20 protein-coding genes are annotated in these 21,011 nt (G+C 40.7%); 8 read left to right on the top strand and 12 right to left on the bottom strand.

Features of this window, described 5'->3' with window-relative positions; translation table 11 throughout:
- The 6 genes from BTR25_RS27265 to BTR25_RS23570 form a co-directional block, all read right to left on the bottom strand.
- The coding region (locus tag BTR25_RS27265; protein WP_483295284.1) for a transposase at positions 1 to 177 on the bottom strand (177 nt) is incomplete at its 3' end.
- 320 nt (positions 178 to 497) lie between these two features.
- A complete protein-coding gene (locus BTR25_RS23590) occupies positions 498 to 716 on the bottom strand; it encodes a DUF2922 domain-containing protein (protein ID WP_075690439.1) in 219 nt (72 codons plus the stop codon).
- A gap of 42 nt (positions 717 to 758) precedes the next feature.
- On the bottom strand, positions 759 to 977 hold the full coding sequence (locus BTR25_RS23585) for a DUF1659 domain-containing protein (RefSeq protein WP_075690438.1): 219 nt from the start codon (positions 975 to 977) through the stop codon (positions 759 to 761).
- Positions 978 to 1,091: 114 nt separating this feature from the next.
- The gene (locus BTR25_RS23580) at positions 1,092 to 2,768 is read right to left on the bottom strand and encodes a ribonuclease J (protein WP_075690437.1); all 1,677 of its coding nucleotides are present in this window, start codon (positions 2,766 to 2,768) and stop codon (positions 1,092 to 1,094) included.
- A 211-nt stretch (positions 2,769 to 2,979) separates the two neighbouring features.
- Positions 2,980 to 3,717, bottom strand: a complete 738-nt coding sequence (locus tag BTR25_RS23575; RefSeq protein WP_075690436.1) for an SPOR domain-containing protein — start codon at positions 3,715 to 3,717, stop codon at positions 2,980 to 2,982.
- Positions 3,718 to 3,812: 95 nt separating this feature from the next.
- Positions 3,813 to 4,241 (bottom strand): VanZ family protein, encoded by a 429-nt coding sequence (locus BTR25_RS23570; protein WP_075690435.1) that lies wholly within the window; start codon positions 4,239 to 4,241, stop codon positions 3,813 to 3,815.
- Positions 4,242 to 4,426: 185 nt separating this feature from the next.
- Here BTR25_RS23570 and BTR25_RS23565 point away from each other — a divergent pair, with 185 nt between their 5' ends.
- A complete protein-coding gene (locus tag BTR25_RS23565; RefSeq protein WP_075690434.1) occupies positions 4,427 to 5,287 on the top strand; it encodes a glycoside hydrolase domain-containing protein in 861 nt (286 codons plus the stop codon).
- 137 nt (positions 5,288 to 5,424) lie between these two features.
- Here BTR25_RS23565 and BTR25_RS23560 read toward each other — a convergent pair whose 3' ends face one another.
- The 5 genes from BTR25_RS23560 to BTR25_RS23540 form a co-directional block, all read right to left on the bottom strand.
- Positions 5,425 to 6,360 carry a DMT family transporter gene (locus BTR25_RS23560; RefSeq protein WP_075690433.1) on the bottom strand — a complete coding sequence of 312 codons (936 nt, stop codon included), beginning with the start codon at positions 6,358 to 6,360 and terminating at the stop codon, positions 5,425 to 5,427.
- Between the two features lie 121 nt (positions 6,361 to 6,481).
- Complete coding sequence (locus tag BTR25_RS23555; RefSeq protein WP_075690432.1) at positions 6,482 to 6,871, bottom strand: VOC family protein; 390 nt, start codon at positions 6,869 to 6,871, stop codon at positions 6,482 to 6,484.
- Positions 6,872 to 7,237: 366 nt separating this feature from the next.
- A complete protein-coding gene (locus BTR25_RS23550; protein WP_075690431.1) occupies positions 7,238 to 8,002 on the bottom strand; it encodes an HAD family hydrolase in 765 nt (254 codons plus the stop codon).
- A 187-nt stretch (positions 8,003 to 8,189) separates the two neighbouring features.
- The gene (locus tag BTR25_RS23545) at positions 8,190 to 9,398 is read right to left on the bottom strand and encodes an aminotransferase (RefSeq protein ID WP_075690430.1); all 1,209 of its coding nucleotides are present in this window, start codon (positions 9,396 to 9,398) and stop codon (positions 8,190 to 8,192) included.
- Positions 9,395 to 9,898, bottom strand: coding sequence for an Lrp/AsnC family transcriptional regulator (locus tag BTR25_RS23540; protein ID WP_075690429.1), 504 nt, complete (start codon positions 9,896 to 9,898; stop codon positions 9,395 to 9,397). Before BTR25_RS23540 ends, BTR25_RS23545 begins: the two co-directional genes overlap by 4 nt.
- A 467-nt stretch (positions 9,899 to 10,365) precedes the next feature.
- Between BTR25_RS23540 and treP the strand changes: the two genes are divergently transcribed.
- From treP to BTR25_RS23515, 5 genes are all read left to right on the top strand, one after another.
- Complete coding sequence (treP, locus tag BTR25_RS23535) at positions 10,366 to 11,766, top strand: PTS system trehalose-specific EIIBC component (RefSeq protein WP_075690428.1); 1,401 nt, start codon at positions 10,366 to 10,368, stop codon at positions 11,764 to 11,766.
- Between the two features lie 138 nt (positions 11,767 to 11,904).
- The gene (gene treC / locus BTR25_RS23530) at positions 11,905 to 13,572 is read left to right on the top strand and encodes an alpha,alpha-phosphotrehalase (RefSeq protein ID WP_075690427.1); all 1,668 of its coding nucleotides are present in this window, start codon (positions 11,905 to 11,907) and stop codon (positions 13,570 to 13,572) included.
- 88 nt (positions 13,573 to 13,660) lie between these two features.
- Positions 13,661 to 14,377 (top strand): trehalose operon repressor, encoded by a 717-nt coding sequence (treR, locus tag BTR25_RS23525; RefSeq protein ID WP_075690426.1) that lies wholly within the window; start codon positions 13,661 to 13,663, stop codon positions 14,375 to 14,377.
- Between the two features lie 108 nt (positions 14,378 to 14,485).
- The gene (locus BTR25_RS23520; protein WP_139311320.1) at positions 14,486 to 14,974 is read left to right on the top strand and encodes a hypothetical protein; all 489 of its coding nucleotides are present in this window, start codon (positions 14,486 to 14,488) and stop codon (positions 14,972 to 14,974) included.
- Entirely contained in the window at positions 14,971 to 15,468 is a 498-nt protein-coding gene (locus BTR25_RS23515) for a hypothetical protein (RefSeq protein ID WP_075690424.1), read from the top strand. The genes BTR25_RS23520 and BTR25_RS23515 overlap by 4 nt, the downstream gene beginning before the upstream one ends.
- A 61-nt stretch (positions 15,469 to 15,529) precedes the next feature.
- Here the strand turns inward: BTR25_RS23515 and BTR25_RS23510 are convergent, their stop codons facing one another.
- Positions 15,530 to 16,132 carry a hypothetical protein gene (locus tag BTR25_RS23510; RefSeq protein WP_075690423.1) on the bottom strand — a complete coding sequence of 201 codons (603 nt, stop codon included), beginning with the start codon at positions 16,130 to 16,132 and terminating at the stop codon, positions 15,530 to 15,532.
- 208 nt (positions 16,133 to 16,340) lie between these two features.
- Between BTR25_RS23510 and BTR25_RS23505 the strand changes: the two genes are divergently transcribed.
- Both BTR25_RS23505 and BTR25_RS23500 read left to right on the top strand, forming a co-directional pair.
- Positions 16,341 to 19,424 (top strand): efflux RND transporter permease subunit, encoded by a 3,084-nt coding sequence (locus tag BTR25_RS23505; protein ID WP_075690422.1) that lies wholly within the window; start codon positions 16,341 to 16,343, stop codon positions 19,422 to 19,424.
- 29 nt (positions 19,425 to 19,453) lie between these two features.
- Entirely contained in the window at positions 19,454 to 20,815 is a 1,362-nt protein-coding gene (locus tag BTR25_RS23500) for a TrkH family potassium uptake protein (RefSeq protein ID WP_075690421.1), read from the top strand.
- The last annotated feature ends 196 nt before the right edge of the window (positions 20,816 to 21,011 follow it).

Below are 21,011 nucleotides of genomic sequence, written 5' to 3'. Positions count from 1 at the left end.
AATTGGTGGCACGGCATTGCGACCGTTATCCAGACAATATTTATCTTTTAATTCTTCAATTATGAATGAAAAGTCGACTAGTTTTTTAATTTGGCGAAGCATATTATCTTTTGGAACAATGAGATCATAAATTCCTATATATGGGCTAAGATTAAATGAATCTTGAAAGGAAATCATTTCGGTACCACCTTTAAAGTCTTGTTACCTTAATTATAAAATAAAAAGCAGTTGAAGGGTTGATAAAATCAACCTTCAACTGCCTCAAAACAAAGGACTTTTTCAGTGCCCTCCGTTCCGACCTGCGGGGTCTCACTTGGTTCGTGTTCCTGCAGGACATTGATTAACATCCTGAATATGCCCACGCACGAAGAAAATGCGCTAGCATTTTCGAGGAGTCTCGCAAATTTCGCAAAAATCAGTTGAATTCATCTTTAACCTGGCTGTTTGTTAAAAGAAACAGACCGAGTTTCTAATCAGGAACCCGGTCTGTTTTTTTATTAAACGATTTCAAATTCGGTTATGTTTCGGTCGATGACTCGTGCGCCTCCAAAGAAGACTAGGTTTCCGTTTGCTGTTGAAAAAACGTTAGAAGCGATGATTGCTTCCATCGATAGTTTTACTATTGCTGGGTCAATTGGTTCTTTTGGATTTTCAACGATTATTCGAGCTGTCTTTCCATTCTCAGTGACAAATTGTAATTCTAGTGTTTTTGCCATTCTATTCACCTCCTATTCTTCCACCAATTTTTAGACCTCTTATTAGCCTAATAAATCAGATGTATCCATTCGTTCTACTCGGCTTAGGTTATCACTGCTCAGGGTGTATAGAGCTTGTGCAGCCTGAAAAAGTTGTTCTGTCGTTGATTCCCTCTTGACATTGTTAAACGTCTTAAACTTATAGATTGCTCTCCCTTCATCATCCATGCCCGCTTGGAAAACCAAGCGAAGCTTAGTAGTTGCTAAAATTGCTTCTGCCATGCTTGCTCACCTCCTTTCACCTTCTATATACATAAAAGCTGAAAAAAAAGTTAGGCAGAGGAAAAATAAAAACTAGGAAAGGCACCTTATAATATAGCGGTGCCTTTCCTAGTCTTAAATTTCGATAATAATCGGCAAAATCATCGGCTTTCTTTTTGTATGGGTAAAGAGATATTGGCCGACTGATTTTTTAATACCTTGTTTGATGGCATTCCATTGACGTATATTATCTGATTGCAGGTCGTTGACGGTTTTCTTGGCTAGGCGGTTGACCTCCTTTAGGAGTTCTTCTGAATCGCGGGTATAAACGAAACCGCGAGAAATGGTGTCAGGTCCTGAAATGATTTTCCGATCTGTCCTGCTGATTGTAATGACGATAACGAGCATTCCATCCTCAGACAGCTGTCTCCGGTCCCTAAGTACAACGTCACCGATATCACCGACACCTAAACCATCAACATATGTATCACCTGAAGGAATCCTCCGTGTTTGACGAGCTACAGTGTTTTCCACATCGACAACATCACCATTTTGGATGATAAACGTATTTCCTTTTTCGACTCCTACCGACTCAGCTAGAAGGCGGTGATGGTGGAGCATTCGTTGCTCACCGTGAATCGGAATAAAATAAGTGGGCTTGATCAACGTAAGCATAAGTTTTAAATCCTCTTGATAGCCATGTCCTGAAACATGCATTCCGGTCGTACTTCCAGAGCCATAGATCACTTTGGCACCAAGCTTGTACAAATTGTCGATGATTTTTGAAACATCCTTTTCATTTCCAGGGATTGGTGAAGCGGCAAAAATCACAGTATCACCAGGGTGAATGGTGACATCACGATAGTTTGCACTAGCAAGACGCGATAAAGCGGCATTTGGTTCACCCTGACTGCCTGTACATAGAATCGCTACTTTTTCTGAGTGGAGATTCTCCACTTCACGAGCATCAATCAGCATCCCATCCGGAATTTGTAAATAACCCCGTTCCATGGCCACATTCACGACATTGACCATACTCCTGCCAAGCAATGCGAGCTTTCGGTTCGTTTTAATGGCTGCCTCAACCACCTGCTGAACCCGGGATACATTCGAAGCAAAGGTTGAAACAAAGATTTTCCCAGTCGCTTTCATAAAGGCCTCTAGCATATGTTCACCGATCGTTTGCTCAGTTGGTGTTAAGCCCTTACGTTCAGCATTGGTGCTTTCCGATAATAAAACTAAAACGCCTTTCTCGCCAAGCTCTGCCATTTTATGAATATCAGAATACTGGTTATTTACGGGAGTTAAATCAAATTTAAAATCACCGGTATGAACAACCCTGCCTTCCGGTGTATCAAATACAATTCCTAGACAGTCAGGGATGCTATGGCTCACCTTGAAAAAACTAGCCTGCATTTCTCCCAGTTCAACGTTGGAATCTGCATTAATTTGTACTAGCTTCGTATCCGCTATTAAACGGTGTTCCTCTAATTTTAGTTCAATTAAACCAAGCGTAAAACGGGTGGCATAGATGGGAACGTTTGGTAGCTTTCGTAAAAAGTAAGGTATGCCGCCGATATGGTCCTCATGCCCGTGTGTGACAATCATCGCGCGAATTTTATCTTGATTTTCTTCTAAGTAAGTAAGGTCTGGGATAATCAAATCAATTCCTAACAAACTCTCGTCAGGGAACTTGCCGCCACAGTCGATGACGACGATGTCATCACGATACTGGACGACATACATATTCTTACCGATTTCATTTATGCCGCCTAGAGAAAAAATTGATAAAGCATTATGGGTAGTTTTCAAGTTCTTGCCTCCTATTCGCTAATCATTATAATAGTGTTCCCTTTTTTCCTTCCGTTATTTAGGAGGACTATTTTTATATTAGAAAAACTTGGCATTCGCCAAGTCCTTAAGGCGAATGCCTTAGTTTTTCTTATGCGTTAGGAAAGTATAAATTTAGAAAATCATACATTCCTATTAGCCAAAAAAGATCTCCCACTGTTAGAGGTCTTTACTAAGCTGTGGCTGAGACAATTCTTTCATATAGACTTAAAATGGACTGACCGTAGGTGTCGCCAGGCACGGCCCATTTTCCGTTCAAATCGGTCCAGTTAGGGGCGGAACCTCTTCTTACAAGATGAAAACGTGGATCAATGAGAGGGTAGTCAGCTGGGAGAGAGTTTGTAGTGGCGTATGCAAATAAATGCTGTAGATGAGCCAAGACTCCTTCTTCTGGTGTTGAAAAGCTTGCGCCACGGACCTCGCCGCCTATTGCTCCGATTCCAGCATAGTTGTTTTGGTTGGCACGTACCACTCCGGTATAGCGGAAAAAATTTGTTTCAAGCAAGGCTTGTGCAAAAGCAACATCAGCTCTGATTCCGTAATATTTACCAAGGTGGTCATAATAGGTGCCAAGCTTTATCGCACCTAGGTTAATTATATCTACAAATTTGTCCATCTTTTCTGCTGAAAGAATGGTTGGTCCTAATATCGTGGTTGGATCTGCTGGAACAGGAATGCTGTTATCTGCTAGCATAAAGGCGTCCGTAATGCCGGCACTTTTTACTTTTTCCAAGTGCTGTTCTGCATTTTTCTGGCTTGAAAACGCTCCCGTTTGAACACGAAACCACGTTTCACCAGATACGGTAGTTGGTGCAATATACGATTCAATTCCCTTTTTTCGGAGGAAGGTATTGCGCTCGTCCGCATTTTTCCTTGACTTAAAAGACCCCGCTATGACTTTAAAAAGCATCCAAATCACCTCCACTTTAATGTTCCTTTATCATATTATGATTTATAAAGGAATTTGTCTGGGCAATACTCATGGATGCTTGATAAATATGAGTGTTAAGGCACGCGCTTGATAGTGGTCTTGTATTGGTCGGCAGGTGTGAAGGTCGTACTAATTGCTAGTGCAACCAAAATCCCGATGGTGTCGAAGCCGATATCAAAAATCCTCCCATCGCGGTGGAAGAATAACTGTAATAGCTCTGTGATTACCGAAAATGAAAGTGCGATGATAAGGGCCGTTCGTTTTGATTTGTATTTTGTTTGGAGCATTAGAGTGAGCATCATGAAGACAAAGATATGCCCAAATTTTTGTAATAGAAAGCTTTTGCTGATTTCGACTGGCAATGGTAATAAAAGCTGGGCGAAATTGGGTTGGTGGTTCCATTGAAATTGTATCTGACCGTACTCGATGAGTCTACTAAAGCTAGAGGTACAGGTTAAAGTTAAAATAATGGCCACCCAAACAATAATTAGAAATCCTCTCATGCTAAAGCCCCCTTCACCCCCATTTTAAACTCGTTATCATGGTTTTATACCTTAAGAAATTGCCAGGAAAAAGGTCTTGTTTCCCTTTGTATTGGTAGGTCTTGTTTCCTCTTTGATTTGCCAGCCCACACGCCTATTCGACATTCTCATAATTTGGTTAAGAGAATGTCAAATGGAGGGAAGGTATGAAAACACGAAAAAAGGTCTGGATTATTCTGTTAAGTGCCATATTAGTTCTTCCATTAATGCTTATTATGTTCAATTCGAATGGAGGAAAAGAAACAACGGTGCCTGTACAAGAGGCCCAGACTGTACCAGAGGCAGATACAGATAAGGTACAGGAATTGGGTCAAGATTCAGAACAGGAGTCGTCGGAAGAGGATGCCGGACAGGAGCAGCCTGAAATTCTTTGGGGCTTAGATACGGCCAGTCCGGTGGATACTGCCTTTATTCAATGTGTGGCTGAAAACTACGGAAAGCCTGCGTTTTTTGGACGATACTTGGAGACAAAAGAAGGTGTATCTGCGGGGTTAACAGCCGATGAAGCAGCTTTTCTTCATAATCAAGGGATAAAAATTATTCCGATTTTTAATCATTTTACGGACGCGACTACGTACGAGCAAGGGATCGCAGAGGCTGAAGAGGCTATTGCCTATGCAGAGAATTTAGGAATTCCACAGGGAATTGCCATCTTTGCTGATATTGAGCCAGGTTATCCCGTTGACGAAGCATTTATTCGCGGCTGGGTTGATACATTACTAGATTCACCATATCATCCAGGAATCTACGGTGTTTTTAGGAGCGATCGTGATGTGACCGCTGCTTATCAAGCAGCAGCAGCGAACAGTCAAACAGTTGCAGACGAAACGATTATCTGGAGCAGTAACCCTGAACCAGGTATCACCGCACAAGCAGATGCCCCAGCCTTTGAACCAGGAGCACCAGAAAACATAAACGTCTCAATCTGGCAATACGGAATCGACGGCCAAACCTGCAACATCGACACCAACCTAATTAAATCAGATATATTAGACTCCCTTTGGTAAGAGTGTACGCCTGTGGTGGAAAGTGTCCACGAGTGGTGCCTGTCACCATCAGCACACTGCCGCATCAATGTGTGAATGGTGACCGGCACCATTATTCATGTGTCACCATTCGTGTTCCCATCCAAACAGAAAACCCCTTAGAGATCTAAGGGGTTTACGCTGTTTGGTATGTTGTTGGTTGTTTTTTGTTTGTGCGGGAGTGGTTTTGTCTGCTGTGTTAGGAAGAAGAAGACGCCTAGGAGGACCAGTAGTCCACCGAGGATTTGCCAGCCTGCCAGTTGTTCTCCAAGTAACAAGATGGCTAGGATGGTTGCTCCCACGGGTTCTCCCAAGATACTCATGCTGATTGTTGTGGCATTAACATAGTTTAATAGCCAGTTATTAATGAGATGGCTGATTGTTGGTACGGTCGCAAGTAATAGAAAGATCCCCCATTCCTTTGCAGGATAGCTAGTCATCTCAACTCCAGCTCCGATGTTGTACAAGGTTAAACAAATTGCGGCAAAGAAGAAAACACAGAAGCTATAAATCCAGTGGATCACCTTCTTAACAACTGTTTGACCGATTAATAAGTAACCGACAACCGCAATCACACTTAGGAACGATAAGATATCACCAAGGATTGCTTGTTTACTTAGTCCAAAGTCACCCCAGCCGATCATCATCGCTCCGATAATCGCAATTCCCATTGTCATTAAAGCAGAAGAAGTTGTTCGTTCTTTAAAAAGTAAAAACCCCCCGACTAATGAAACAATCGGCTGCAAGGCGAGAATGATGGTGGAACTCGCGACCGTTGTTAACTTTAACGAACCGAACCATAGAACAAAATGTAGGGCTAAAAAGATACCGGAAAAGAATAAAAAGAACCAGCTTTTTTTTGTTAGTTTCTTAAATTCGGCTCTGTATTTCCAAACAATGGGCAGCATTAAAAGGCTTGCAAACCACATCCGGTACATACTTAATATTGATGCAGGTGCATCGGACCATTTTACAAAGATTGCAGAGAAGCTAATCGCAATGATGGAAATGGTCAGCGGCAAGCCAATTGAAATGGAACGTTCTTCTTGTTTCATAATTTCCCCCTGATTTGATAACTCAACTCAATACTCCTATTAAATACTATTATCCTATGATTCACAAGCACAACAACTAGTGAGTTTTTGGTAACAAATCAGAAGGGGATTGACTGCTCTTTTACATATCCTGTTGATCAACATTGAGTTCAATTAAGTTGCCGTCAGGGTCGGCACAAAAAATTTGCGCGAAACCGCTTGCGCTGTTTGGCTTTTCTAGCACATCCACATTATTTTGTTTCAGCCAGGAGAGCGTTTCATGATAGTCTTTTACTCTTATCGCAAAATGTCCTTCTCTGCTGCTCGGGCTCTTATCTTTCCGAATGGTTTGCGAAGTTGGCAGAACGATAAGATGGAGTTGCTGGCTGCCAATTGCATACCAAGCACCAGGAAAATCAAAATTCGGACGCTCGATCTCTTTTAATCCTACTATTTTTCTGTAAAAGTGTTTTGCATCTTCTAAATTTGTCACCGTTAGGCTTACATGGTGGATCTCCAAAGATTGAATCAACTTAGTTCCACTCCTTTATTCATAATCTTCTTGCCAACCATCATACCACACCATTTGACACGAGAAGCATTCCTAAAAGGATTAGATAGATATTCCTAATTCACAATATATTCCTAGTGCTAATTTCCTGTATTTTGTTTTTTTGGTATAACTTTATCAGATTTAATTCATACTGAGACCACAATTTCCTTTTAAAAATACCCGTTGATACAACAGAGAGAAAACATCATGAGACAGCATGAAAAACCTTGCTGAGGTATTTTTTAAAGGGGATTTTTATACAATAAGAAAACGACTAATCGCTCCCGTGGATTAGTCGTTTTCTTTTATTAATGTTTTTTTCATAAAAATTATCAAGCTTAGAGGCTATAAAACCATTTTTTGATTGTTGTGTTGGGTGGTAAAACTATTTTCTGCTAAGTAGTCAGGGAGCTGCTTGAGGGACTTGAGTTCTGCATACGTACCATTGGGCGAAACCTCGAGATCAATAATGTTGTAGCTCCATTCGATCTTTGACGGAATATGGATTGCATTGATACCAAGCTCAATTGCTGGTTTTATATCAGAACGAAGGGAGTTGCCAATCATCCAGGTCTTCGAATGGTCAGCTTTCAGTTTGGTGAGTACTTCTTGGAGGGAGTGTTTATTTTTATGTTCATAAATAAAAACACGATCATCAAAATATGTTCTTAATTTTAACTGCTTGATTTTTCTGATTTGATTTTTTTCGTCACCTCCTGTAAACAGACATAATTGATGGCCATCTTCCTTCAACTTATTTAACACTTTGTACATATAGGGAAAGGGTTGAACCTTAATCTGAAACACTTCCCGGCCAATTTTGCGGATGAGTTCCATCTCATATTCAGTGGCTTTCCGGTTGTACTTGTTACAAAAATATTGGTAGGTAGCGACAAGGGAGTCTACATAGACAGAAGAAAGAAGTCCATACTTTTCTACTTTGTTAATATCGATTTCTGCCTGCTTTTGTTTAATGTCATTACTATTCAGTTTGTCAAACCAAACCCGCATTTGGCTAACAAATTTGTGCTTCGACTTAACAAAGTACCTGTTGCAGTGCACTAATGTGTCATCTAAGTCCAATATTAAAGTTTGTTCATGTTTCTTCAAAACAATTCCTCCTTTAATAATTGGTTTAGTCTAAATATATGGTTTTTTCCTATTCTCATGCTAAAAACAGTTTATCCCATATACAATTTAGTGAATATGTATTAGTAACTAGGGCGAACAACACGGAAAACGAGCAGAAAAAATGACTAAATTCATCTCCGAACTTAGCCATTGGTACTATAACTATTTATTTTGTGTAAACTTTTTCAGAATAATGCTGAGTTTTCTCTAAGGATTCCATAAATCTTCCCATTCGTTTTAATGCTTCTTGGAGCTGTTCCATAGAGGTAGCATAAGAACATCGTACATAACCTTCGCCGCTTCGCCCAAAGGCACTTCCCGGAACGACCGCAACTTTTTCTTTTAGCAGCAGTTCCTCAGCAAATTGCTCTGAGGTCATGCCGGTTTTCTTAATAGAAGGGAATACATAAAATGCCCCTCCTGGCGTGTGACAATCTAAGCCGATGTTGTTTAACCCCTGGACAACGAAATTTCTTCGTCTCCGGTAACTTCTTCTCATGGATTCCACTTCATGGTAGGTGTTTCTTAGTGCCTCAATTGCCCCGTGCTGCAGCATATGCGGAGCACACATCGTAGTATATTGCAGGATTTTAACCATTTGTTCAGCAAATCCTGAAGGTGCAGCTAAGAAGCCCAAACGCCAGCCTGTCATCGCAAAGCCTTTTGAAAAGCCATTTATTAAAATCGTTCGATCATACATTCCATCAATAGATGCGAAGCTTGTGTAATCTTCATCGTAGGTTAGTTCAGCGTAAATTTCATCTGAAACAACGAGGAGGTCGTGCTTCTCGATTACCCTTGCAAGAGACTCGAGATCCTCTTTGTTCAAATAGGATCCGGTTGGATTGTTTGGTGAACAAATAAGAATCGCCTTCGTCCGATCTGTAACCGAAGCTTCAATTTGTTCAGGTGTCAGCTTAAAGCCATTTTCAGGTGACGTGTTAATTGCAACGGGGGTGCCGCCTGCTAAAACCACTAAAGGTGAATAGGAGACAAAAGCAGGTTCAACAATCAGGACTTCATCACCTGGATTGAGAATCGCACGAAAGGCTAAATCGATGGCCTGGCTGGCACCTACGGTTACGATCACTTGGTTTTCGGGATTATATTGAACAGAAAACCGACTGTTCAAATACATCGAGATTTCCTGACGCAATTCTAATAATCCCGGGTTTGCAGTATAAGAGGTAAAGCCTTCTTCTAATGATAAAATGGCTGCTTCCCTAATGCTCCAAGGTGTAATAAAATCCGGCTCGCCGACTCCGAGGGATATTACCCCTTTAATATTTGCCGCTAAATCAAAGAACTTTCTAATCCCAGAAGGCTTTAACTCCTTTACCATTTCGGATAAATAATTTTGTGGTTCTATTGTCATGGAGATACCACCATCCGGCGGTCGGTATCTTTGCTATTACTGAAAATAACACCATCATGCTTATACTTTTTTAACATGAAATGCGTGGTCGTCGAGATGACGTTATCAATCGTTGATAATTTTTCAGAAACAAAGCTAGCAATCTCAGACATCGTTTTTCCTTCGATCGTAATGGAAAGATCATAGGCACCGGACATGAGATATAAAGAAGTGACCTCTGGGAAGCGATAAATTCTTTCCGCTACTTCATCAAATCCAACTCCGCGTTTCGGCTGAACCTTTACATCAATCATCGCTATGATATTTTCCTTTCCTTCTACTTTACTCCAGTTAATCAAAGCTGGATAGCTGACTATGATCTTCTCTTCTTCCAATTTTTTAATCGCCTCATTGACATTTTCAACACTCATATTCGCCATGGCCGCAATCGTTTCAGCCGGCACTTTATGATTTTCTTCCAAAATCGATAAAATCTCTAACTCCTCATTCGTAAGCTTCATCCGTAAAATCCCCCTCAAATCAAAAAAATAGGATATACCTATAATACCCTATTGTTCAAATTAATCGAGCACAATTTAACAGATTAGTTTGAAAAATAGTGATAAAACTGGTGACAGGCACCACTCGTGGACAAAGGGGTCGTTTTGTATTTGTGTGGTGACAGGCACCACACAAATACAAATCACCCAATTTGTACGCCTGGGGTGGACAGTGAACATTTTAGAAAGCACTTTCAAAAAGGGTGTTGACATACTTGTATAGGCAAGTTAATATGTATATACAAGTTTTGTCTTGTATATACTAGTTTCTCATTTAAACCGTGTCGTTTCAAATCAATCTACAAGGGGTAAGAATGAAAACGGTAGCAAAAGGTAATATAGACAGCTTCAAATAGTGGTTTGGATAGTAGAAACAAAGACAACTTTCTTTAATAGAAGTTGTAAACGGTCTCAGGAGGTTTAGACAAATGAGTGTAGATAAAAAAACTGTTGAACAAATTATCAAGGGTGTCGGTGGTAAAGAGAATATCGCAGCTGCTACCCACTGTGTTACGCGTCTCCGCTTTGCATTAAAGGATGAAAGCAAGGTGGATAAAGAGGCCCTCGAAAACATTGACCTAGTAAAAGGCTCATTTTCGGCAAACGGTCAATTTCAGGTAGTCATTGGCCAAGGAACGGTTGATAAAGTCTATAAAGAAATGGTAGAAATGACCGGAATAGGAGAATCCTCAAAGCAGGAAATAAAAGATGAAGCGGCAAAAAAGTTAAATCCCTTGCAACGTGCAATTAAAACACTTGCTGATATATTTATTCCGATACTGCCAGCCATCGTAACGGCAGGTTTATTAATGGGGATTAACAATGTACTTACTGGACCTGGGATTTTCTTTGAAGAATCGGTTGTTCAAAGGTTTCCACAATGGGCAGACTTTGCCAGTATTATTAATCTGATTGCCAATACAGCCTTCGTGTTCCTTCCAGGATTAATCGGCTGGTCGGCTCTTAATCGTTTTGGCGGCAGTCCATTATTAGGGATTGTCCTTGGTCTAATGCTTGTTCATCCAGACCTATTAAATGCATGGGGTTACGGGGCGGCAGAAGAAATTCCAACTTGGAATTTGTTTGGCTTAGATGTTCAAAAGGTTGGATACCAAGGTCAGGTATTACCGATTTTGATTGCTTCATGGGTGTTAGCAAGTATTGAAAAATGGTTGAGGAACCGCATTCCAGATGCGTTCCAGCTATTATTAGTAGCACCAATTGCACTGTTAGTAACAGGTTTTGTTTCATTTATAGCGATCGGTCCTGTTACATTTGCAATCGGTAATGTGATTACAAGTGCAGTCGTGGGAATTTTTGAGGTAGCTCCAATTATAGGTGGAATCATTTATGGCGGACTTTACGCACCGCTTGTTATTACAGGAATGCACCACACCTTCTTAGCAGTTGACCTTCAGCTAATTGGAAGCACAGGCGGTACCTTCTTATGGCCGATGGTGGCACTATCGAATATTGCGCAAGGTACGGCAGCGCTAGCTATGATGTTTGTCTTAAAGGATGAAAAATTAAGAAGCTTATCTGGTACATCTGCGGTTTCTGCTTATTTAGGGATTACAGAGCCAGCGATGTTCGGTGTAAACTTACGCTACCGCTTTGCATTCATCTCAGCGATTATTGGTTCTGCACTTGCAGGTGCGGTCATTTCAATGGCAGGTGTGAAAGCTCCATCGATCGGTGTCGGCGGTCTCCCAGGATTCTTATCCATATTCCCTGAAAACTGGGGTTCATTCTTTACCGGTATGGCCATCGTGTTAGTTGTTCCATTTGTACTGACGATTCTATTTGGGAAAATGCGTAAGACTAAATAGGAAATTTATATCTAAATCTTAAAGGAGAACGATACCACCCGGACCTCAGGAGCCAACAGGCTGGTCTTTGGATGGTATCGTATCTTGCTTTTTTTTGACTGATATCTTTATTAAATAAGCAAGGAGTGGTCGGAAAATATGAAACATCCTTGGTGGAAAAAAGCAGTAGTTTATCAAATTTATCCGAAAAGCTTTTATGATACACAGGGTAATGGTGTTGGAGATGTACCAGGCATTATTCAAAAATTAGACTACTTAAAAGAACTAGGTGTCGATGTAATCTGGCTGACCCCCATTTATCAATCACCGCAGCGTGATAATGGCTATGATATTAGCGACTATTACAGTCTTCACGCAGAGTATGGAACGATGGAGGATTTTGAGCGCCTATTAAAGGAAGCTCATAAGCGAGAAATGAAAATCATTATGGACATCGTTGTTAATCATACCTCAACAGAGCATGAGTGGTTCAAGCAGGCTGCTTCTTCAAAGGAAAGTCCGTACCGTGATTTTTATATCTGGCGTGATGAACCTACCAACTGGGAGTCTAAGTTTGGCGGGAATGCTTGGGAGTTTGATGGAAAAACGGGGCAGTATTATCTTCATTTGTTTGATGTTACCCAAGCTGATTTGAACTGGGAGAATGAAGAACTGCGCCAGAAGGTTTACGACATGATGCAATTTTGGTTTGAAAAGGGTGTAGATGGCTTCCGTTTAGACGTGATAAATCTTATATCAAAAGATCAGCGCTTCCCAGATGATGATGGTTCTGTTCCTCCTGGGGACGGGCGCCGCTTTTATACGGATGGACCACGGGTTCATGAGTTTTTAAAGGAAACGAATCGGGAAGTTTTTTCAAAATATGATGCGATGACGGTAGGAGAAATGTCATCGACAACCATTGATCACTGCATCCGATATTCTAATCCCGAAAGTCAGGAGCTGAGTATGACCTTTAACTTTCATCATTTGAAGGTAGATTATCCAAACGGTGAGAAGTGGTCGGTGGCGGATTTTGATTTTCCAGCGCTAAAAAGAATACTTTCTTTATGGCAGATTGAGATGAATAAGGGCGGGGGCTGGAACGCGTTGTTTTGGTGTAATCATGATCAGCCGCGGATTGTGTCTCGATATGGGAACGATGGTGAATATCGTGAGCGCTCGGCAAAAATGCTCGCAACCACGATTCATATGATGCAGGGTACGCCTTATATTTATCAAGGAGAAGAGATTGGAATGACCAATCCAAAATTCGACAGCATCGAAGATTATCGTGACGTTGAGTCGTTGAATCTTTATAAATTAAAGCAAGAGGAGGGCTTGAGTAAGGAAGAAATTCTGGAGATTCTCAAGCATAAATCGCGTGATAATTCGCGTACGCCTGTTCAGTGGACCTCGGGACATAATGCTGGTTTTACTTCTGGAACACCGTGGATTCCAGTTGCAGCTAGCTATCCAGCCATAAATGTCGAGAAGGCATTAGGGGATAAGGATTCTGTTTTTTATCATTATCAAAAATTAATTCAGCTTCGAAAGGAATACGACATCATCACGGATGGGGATTTTCAACTTATTTTGGATGACCATAAAGAAATTTTTGCTTACGTCCGTAACGGTGAAAACGAAAAACTGCTCGTTATTAACAACTACTACGGCAAAGAAACAACCTTCCAATTGCCAGCCGGAATCGATATTGAAGGGTATAAAAGTGAAATACTCATTTCGAACGTGCCTGTCACCACCAGGAATTTGTCGAATTTCACGTTAGATCCTTATGAATCGGTCGTGTACTTTTTAAAGAAGTAAATCATATTTTAAGGGGCCAGCGTTAAGGGTCTCCTTTGGTTTAGTGGATTTTTCCTGATTTCATGCGATAATAGACTTGGTGATGATGATGAGTAGCAATAAATATATTTCGATTTATAATGAGATTGTCGAAAAAATCCAAAGTGGGGAGCTTAAGCCTAATACGAAACTTCCGTCAGAGAACGAACTTGTTGAAGAATACGAAACCTCCCGTGAGACGATTCGTAAAGCACTTATGATGCTGTCACAAAACGGCTACATCCAGAAGATCAGAGGGAAGGGCTCTTTCGTGCTAAACGTAGGCAAGTTTGATTTCCCGATTTCGGGTCTCGTTAGTTTTAAGGAAATTGCAGAGCGAACCGGAAAACCGTGGACAACAATTGTATACGAGTGTGACCTTATCAAACCGGATGATGAGGTACAGCAACAGCTGCATGTATCCGGGAAAGAAAAGGTGTGGAAGGTACTGCGTTCCCGTAAAATGGATGGCGAACGAATTATTTTGGACAAGGATTTTTTCAATCGGAAATTTGTCCCGGTTCTGACGAAAGAAATTTGTGAAGATTCTATCTATGAGTACCTTGAGCATGATCTTCATTTGAAAATTAGTTTTGCAAAGAAGGAAATCTTTGTTGATGAACCAACCGAGGAAGATAGGCGTTTTTTGGATTTGAAGGATTACAATCATATTGTAGTAGTTAAAAACTCTGTATACTTAGAGGATGCCAGTCTGTTTCAGTATACCGAATCCCGCCACCGCCTAGATAAATTTAAGTTTGTTGATTTTGCGAGAAGAGGCCATTAACAAAATATAAAAAGTAAAGAATCAGCACTTTGCGGCTCGATTCTTTTTTTATACATAAAAGGGCAATGCTTATGACAAAATATTTAGATATAACCTTAAAATGGGGGGATGATGATTTTGGTACAACTCCCGATTTTTATAGATGCCGCAATTATTCTCTTGGTTGTTTATTGTATTAAAAAGAAGAAACTCCATCTGCTTGAAAGCATTTTAATAATATTTGTACTTGAGATGGTCATAACCAGTTACTGTGCCATTTTACATATCAACTTAAAGCTATGGGAGGTTTCGGTAGAACCGAGTCTGAATGCGGTTTTTCGGATTTATGAATCAATCATTAGTCCAGTTATTTGGTTGTTATATTTTAATTTGCTCGCAGATTTAGAGAAGCGTATGACGAAATTTTTCCTAGTGGTCTTAGTTATCTGTATACAAGTGGGAGTTGAGCAATGGTTAGTAGTATTGAAGGTGATCTGGTATTTAGATTGGCAAATATGGCAGTCTATATTAGTTCAGATTTTGGTATTAACTTCGACTTCCTTATTACATATCGGATATCAGAAAATTTTGCAGAGGGAAGGGATTGAGGTAAAATGATGCCGCTTCCGCAAAAATTCGATGCTAATGAATGGTTTCTAATTGTATGGATTATGATTTCCTACGCTGTTGCACTGTACTTACCCAAGCGATTTCCTAGCAGTTTAACGCTTCTTTATATGCTATACGGACCAATCGCGGCGAGGATCTCGGATCATGTTCTTTCATCGCCAAAACATGATTTATATACTCTCATGGATACTGAGAAATATGAGCTTTTTGATGCGATTACCTATTTTCTCTACGCACCCTTTTCATATATTTTTATATACCTTTACGACCGATGGAGAATTAGTGGTTATTGGATCCTGCTTTATATCCTTATTTGTACAACACTTGGCACGATGTATGAATGGCTAAATACATACTTCCATGTTTTTACTTACACGGGGTGGAAACTGACTTATTCCTTTACCGTTTATTTGGTTGTACAGTGTATTGCATTATTGTTTTTTCATTTAACGAAAAAACATGGTGCCTGTCTCCACTTGTAAATATCAAATTCTATAAGTCAAAAGAGCGCTCCTTTTACAAATAAGGAGCGCTCTTTCCTGCTTACGGTGTCTCACCAAGGCCAATAGTAATCGCAAATATATCATTTGCATTGCCTTCATGAGCACTAAAGATAATTAGGAATTTTCCTGCCGGCTCCCAGTCTGGGAATACCTTCGCAAGGTTTTCGCTGTGGTAGACCATGATGGTTTTCGGTAAATCGGTTGTATCGGTATACTCTTTCTTGAGCTGTGCATCCTTGGGAATCAATTGCAGTGCAATTTGTTTTGCTTCTTCTAAAGTGCGGGATTTTTGGTCAGTCGCTTCAAATTGGACAGTGAGATCGACAGCACGATTTTTAATAAACATCGGCAGCAGATAATCCCCTTCAAATCTTCCCATTAACGCAGATCCTTCGTTTTCGCCATACTGTTCCTCAAAAGCAGCCACAGTATCTCCTAAACCAGCATCCACCGAAATTTGTTCAGTCACTTGCTCCTGTGGTTCTTCCTCAGCAGCATCCTGGCCATTGTCCTTGTCTTCTGTGGCAACGGTATCCTCTTTAGCAGGCTCAGGATTGTTTTTTGTTTCATCATTACCGCCACAAGCAGTAAGCAATACTAAAGAAAAAATAAGTAAAAGTGTTAGTTGTAATCTCTTCATCATTTATTTCCTCCTTGCTGAATAACCCGTCCTTATTTTACACATAAACGTAAAAAATTGTACAGAAATAGCAAGACTCAAGTCTTTCACGGCTTGTCACTTGTATCGTATGGGGATGTTTTATATAGTAGACTTGGAATGTAAATATTTGTACATATGTGGCTGTTTGTTTTGTGGCATGCTTTTTGGGCAGTTGAAAGGAGTTTTTCGCATGAGGATTAGTAATTTTTCTATTAGGCGACCCGTTTTTACACTAGTAACGATGTTTCTTGTTTTGATTTTAGGGGCGGTTTCGCTACTGAATATTCCAATGAAGCTGATTCCTGAGATTAGTCCGCCGGTTGGGGTTGTGGTGACTACTTATCCTGGGGCAAGTCCAGAAGAGGTGGTCGAGAAGGTAACCAAGCCACTGGAGGCGAACTTAGCAACCCTGCCAGGTATTAAAACGATGACTTCCACCTCACAGGAAAGTGCCAACTTGATTTTAATGCAATTTTCTTGGACAACAGATATTGATGAAATCCAAAATGAAGTGATTCAAAGGCTTGATATGACCCAGCTGCCTGATGATGTGGTCAAGCCGCGTTTTCTTAAGTTTGACCCTTCACAGTTTCCAATCATCCAGCTGTCTTTAAGTGCAGAACAGGAAGAGGGTGCTCTAAGAGAACTGGCAGAGCAGCTGCAGCTTGAGCTGACCAAAGTGGACGGCATTGCAAGTGTCAACCTTTCTGGTACTTCTGTTGAGGAGGTGAGAGTCGAGCTAGATCAAGAGAAGCTGAGAGATTATCAGTTAAGTCAGGCTGATATTGTTGATATCATCAAAGCCAATAATATTTCACTGCCTGGTGATACGATTTTAACAGAAGGGAAGGAATTGACCACTAGAATTATCAGTACGCTAGACTCACTAGATACGCTGAAACGCTTAACGATCGGCGCCAACCCATTAGATGGGGCAAAAATTACTCTCGATGACATAAGCAATGTCGAACTAATGAAAGTGGATGACCGGACGATTACTCGAACCAACCAGGCACCATCTGTTTTGCTTAGTGTCCTTCAGCAGTCTGACTCCAATACGGCTGAGGTCTCAAGAGAATTTGTCCGGGAACTCGATGCCCTGCTTGAAAAAGACAAGTACATGGGAATTAAATCGGAAGTGTTGTTTGACCAGGGTGACTACATTCAAATGGCCATCGGCAATATTTCGAACTCGCTCCTCATTGGCGGCGTGTTAGCGATGCTCGTATTGTTCTTATTTTTAAAAAATATCAAAAGTCCGCTGATCATCGGGATTGCGATTCCGTACAGTGTCATTGTGACCTTTGTGTTAATGTATTTTTCTGATTTTACCCTTAACATTATGACCCTTGGCGGATTGGCTCTAGGGATTGGGATGTTGGTTGATAACTCCATCGTTGTAATCGAAAACATCTATCGCCATCTATCGATGGGAAAAACACCGATAGAGGCAGCACAGGATGGAACGAAAGAGGTCGGTGCAGCGATTACCGCCTCAACGCTCACGACGGTTGCGGTATTTTTACCAGTGGTTTTCATCACCGGGATTATCGGAGAGTTATTTACTGAATTCGCGCTCACGATTTCATTCAGTTTATTTGCCTCACTAGTCGTTGCGTTAACGGTCGTGCCCATGCTTGCTAGTAAGCTGTTGAAAAAACCTAAACGAATTCTTGTGGATAGGAGACAGAAGAATAGCTGGCTGAAAATACTTGAAAGGTCTGTTCGCTGGGCCCTTCAACATCGCTGGGCAGTGTTATTGATGACGGTGGTTTTACTGGGAATCGGCGGATACGGTGTCACAACGGTAGGGATGCAGTTTTTACCTAGTACTGATGAAGGATTTTTCAGTGTGCGTGTTGAGCTAGAAAATGGGGCAGCACTTACCGAAACGGAAAAGGTGCTTTCTGCCCTTGAGGATGAATTGAAAAATGAAACAGAAGTGGATGCCTACGTTAGTTTAATTGGGACGACACAGGAAGGCTCCTTTAGAGGAAGTACGAATGCTAATATCGCCGAGTTATATGTTAAAATGGGAGAATTGGAGAGCCGGGAAAGGTCTACATTTGAATTTGTAGATGACGTCAAGGTGAATTTTGAAAAGGCAGCAAAGCAGGCAAATAAGACCGCTGTGTTATCATTCAATATGCAATCTTCTACAGGTTCGAGCCCACATACACTTACCTTCAGCGTAAGAGATCATGATGAAGCTAGATTAAATCAATCGGTTGAAGCGATCTACAATGGTTTGAATGACCTTGATGAGGTAAATGAATTAACGACAGATTTGATGGAAACTGTGGAAGAAATTCAAGTAACGGTTGACCGCGAAGAGGCACTCGCACAAGGGTTAGTTCCTGCTCAGGTTGCCATGATTGTGAATGATGTAACCCGTGGTACAAGAGCAACACAGATGGTGACAGAGGAAGGAAATATCTATGCTGTTTTCGTCGAATATGACAGGGATATCACGAGTAATTTAGAAAACCTAAAAGGTTTGTTAATCAAAAAGCCGGAGGGCGGCTATGTAAGGCTTGATGAAGTAACGGAGATTGAAACAAAAAACGGGCCGGTTGATATCCAAAGAATAAACCAGCAGTCAGCCGTACAGTTTACGTTAAAATATAAAACAACAACCAATCTTGGGGATATCTCAAAGGTAGTCGATCAAGAGATTGCTGACCTTAATCTTCCGGATGAAACGGAAATCGTCTTTAGCGGTGACCGGGAGCTGTTAGATTCTACGATGGATGAAATGATTCTCGCCTTTGTTTTAGCGATTGTCTTTATCTATCTTGTGATGGCTGCCCAATTTGAATCTCTCAAATATCCATTCGTGATTATGTTTACCGTTCCATTGATGGTAATTGGTGTTGCGATAGCGCTCACGATCACTAGGACGCCGATCAGTCTAACGGCTATTATTGGGGTCATTGTTCTAGCGGGTATAGTTGTTAACAATGCGATCGTGATTGTTGACTATATTAATCAGAAAAAAGAAAGCGGCATGGATTCTCTCGAGGCGATTGTTGAAGCGGTCAAACACAGGGCAAGACCGATTCTGATGACGGCGTTAACCACGATTCTAGGGTTGGTCCCGCTTGCACTTGGAATCGGAGAAGGGACTGAAATCAACCGTCCGATGGGGATAACCGTTATCGGCGGGTTAATCAGCAGTACCTTCTTAACATTGTTTGTGATTCCGGTTGTCTATAGTTTCTTTGATAAGAATACAAGAAAAACAAGAAGGCTAAGAGAAACTCAGCCACAGTAATTGACGTAAGACTAAAGAGGTATAAAAATATGCATAGGAATACCCCATCAGCTAAACATAAACTGCGCCTAACATCGGTTCAGTTACTAGTTCTCTTTTATTTTGGAGCTGTTTTGTTCTCAACCATTCTTCTGCTTCTTCCCATTACATTAAAAGAAGGAGCAGAGCTTTCATTGATGGATGCACTCTTTACTTCTGCGAGTGCTGTTAGCGTGACAGGTTTATCTACGATTTCATTAACAGAAATATTAAGTGTCCCTGGGACATTTATTTTTGCGTTTATCTTACAGTTCGGTGGAATTGGGGTCATGACCCTTGGGACATTTATCTGGATCATATTTGGTAAGAAAATCGGGTTGAACGATCGGAAATTAATTATGACAGACCAGAATCAAACGAATCTATCTGGTCTAGTAAAATTGATGCGCCATATCCTTGTGTTGTTTCTGATTATAGAATTCATTGGAACCATTGTATTAGGAACTTACTTTTTAACCTATTTTCCGACATGGCAAGAAGCATTTCTACAAGGATTCTTTGCCTCTGTTAGTGCGACAACCAATGCTGGATTTGATATTACCGGCCAATCGTTAATTCCTTTTGCTCATGATTACTTTATCCAATCAATCAATATTCTGTTAATGATCTTTGGTTCCATTGGCTTTCCTGTGCTGATTGAAATTAAGGAGTTCATTTTTACAAAAAAGAAAAAGGCCTACAGATTCTCTCTTTTTACGAAGTTAACTACCTTCACGTTTTTTGTTTTAGTAGCAGTTGGAATGTTGTTAATTCTTATCTTCGAGGTGCATCATTATTTTGCTGATAAAACATGGCATGAGTCATTGTTCTACGCGCTGTTTCAGTCAGTGACAACACGAAATGGCGGACTGGCCACGATGGATATGAATGATTTCTCGACACCTACTTTATTAATTCTTTGTATATTAATGTTTATCGGTGCTTCGCCTAGTAGTGTAGGAGGGGGGATTCGGACAACTACCTTTGCGATTACACTATTGAGTATCTATACCTATGCGAAGGGAAACACGGCAATCAAAGTCTTTAAACGTGAAATAATCCCGGAAGATGTTGTTAAATCATTTACCGTCATTATGACGGCATCGATGATTTGCGGCGTTGCGGTTGTCATGTTGAGCTTTCTAGAGCCGAATCAGCCGCTACTGAAAATTCTCTTTGAGGTCTGTTCGGCTTTTGGGACAACAGGGCTCTCTATGGGAATCACTGCAGACCTAAGCCTCTGGGGGAAAACTATTATTATCCTCCTCATGTTTATTGGAAGAATAGGCATCTTCTCCTTCCTCTTTTTAATCAGAGGAGAAATAAAGGAAGAACATTACCACTTTCCAAAAGAAAAAGTTATTATAGGCTAAACCATGTAAGAGTCTCTTTTTTTAAAGGGGTTCTTTTTTTGTATAAAAATTAGAATTACGGCGTAGGATGGAATATAAGCTAGTTCATAACAAATGTGTTCTTAATAAAGAAGTAATTGTGGTTTTATTATAGTTTTACAGGATATAATGATAAATGAACGTTCTTAATTAAGGTTTTTTATTGGTATAAGAGGTG

It is taken from the genome of Bacillus sp. MRMR6 (assembly GCF_001940785.1).
Classification (GTDB): Bacteria; Bacillota; Bacilli; order Bacillales; family Cytobacillaceae; genus Neobacillus.
Note: the sequence above shows the minus strand (reverse complement) of the source record. Positions and strands in the feature narration are given on the sequence as shown.

What these genes read in the sequence shown, in the direction of transcription:
- BTR25_RS23585 (WP_075690438.1), bottom strand. Translation starts at nt 977, where the DNA reads ATGGCAGAAGCAATTTTAGCAACTACTAAGCTTCGCTTGGTTTTCCAA.
- BTR25_RS23520 (WP_139311320.1), top strand. Translation starts at nt 14,486, where the DNA reads ATGATGATTTTGGTACAACTCCCGATTTTTATAGATGCCGCAATTATT.
- BTR25_RS23540 (WP_075690429.1), bottom strand. Translation starts at nt 9,898, where the DNA reads ATGAAGCTTACGAATGAGGAGTTAGAGATTTTATCGATTTTGGAAGAA.
- BTR25_RS23565 (WP_075690434.1), top strand. Translation starts at nt 4,427, where the DNA reads ATGAAAACACGAAAAAAGGTCTGGATTATTCTGTTAAGTGCCATATTA.
- BTR25_RS23515 (WP_075690424.1), top strand. Translation starts at nt 14,971, where the DNA reads ATGATGCCGCTTCCGCAAAAATTCGATGCTAATGAATGGTTTCTAATT.
- treR (WP_075690426.1), top strand. Translation starts at nt 13,661, where the DNA reads ATGAGTAGCAATAAATATATTTCGATTTATAATGAGATTGTCGAAAAA.
- BTR25_RS23505 (WP_075690422.1), top strand. Translation starts at nt 16,341, where the DNA reads ATGAGGATTAGTAATTTTTCTATTAGGCGACCCGTTTTTACACTAGTA.
- BTR25_RS23545 (WP_075690430.1), bottom strand. Translation starts at nt 9,398, where the DNA reads ATGACAATAGAACCACAAAATTATTTATCCGAAATGGTAAAGGAGTTA.
- BTR25_RS23560 (WP_075690433.1), bottom strand. Translation starts at nt 6,360, where the DNA reads ATGAAACAAGAAGAACGTTCCATTTCAATTGGCTTGCCGCTGACCATT.
- BTR25_RS23575 (WP_075690436.1), bottom strand. Translation starts at nt 3,717, where the DNA reads ATGCTTTTTAAAGTCATAGCGGGGTCTTTTAAGTCAAGGAAAAATGCG.
- treC (WP_075690427.1), top strand. Translation starts at nt 11,905, where the DNA reads ATGAAACATCCTTGGTGGAAAAAAGCAGTAGTTTATCAAATTTATCCG.
- BTR25_RS23510 (WP_075690423.1), bottom strand. Translation starts at nt 16,132, where the DNA reads ATGATGAAGAGATTACAACTAACACTTTTACTTATTTTTTCTTTAGTA.
- treP (WP_075690428.1), top strand. Translation starts at nt 10,366, where the DNA reads ATGAGTGTAGATAAAAAAACTGTTGAACAAATTATCAAGGGTGTCGGT.
- BTR25_RS23570 (WP_075690435.1), bottom strand. Translation starts at nt 4,241, where the DNA reads ATGAGAGGATTTCTAATTATTGTTTGGGTGGCCATTATTTTAACTTTA.
- BTR25_RS23590 (WP_075690439.1), bottom strand. Translation starts at nt 716, where the DNA reads ATGGCAAAAACACTAGAATTACAATTTGTCACTGAGAATGGAAAGACA.
- BTR25_RS23500 (WP_075690421.1), top strand. Translation starts at nt 19,454, where the DNA reads ATGCATAGGAATACCCCATCAGCTAAACATAAACTGCGCCTAACATCG.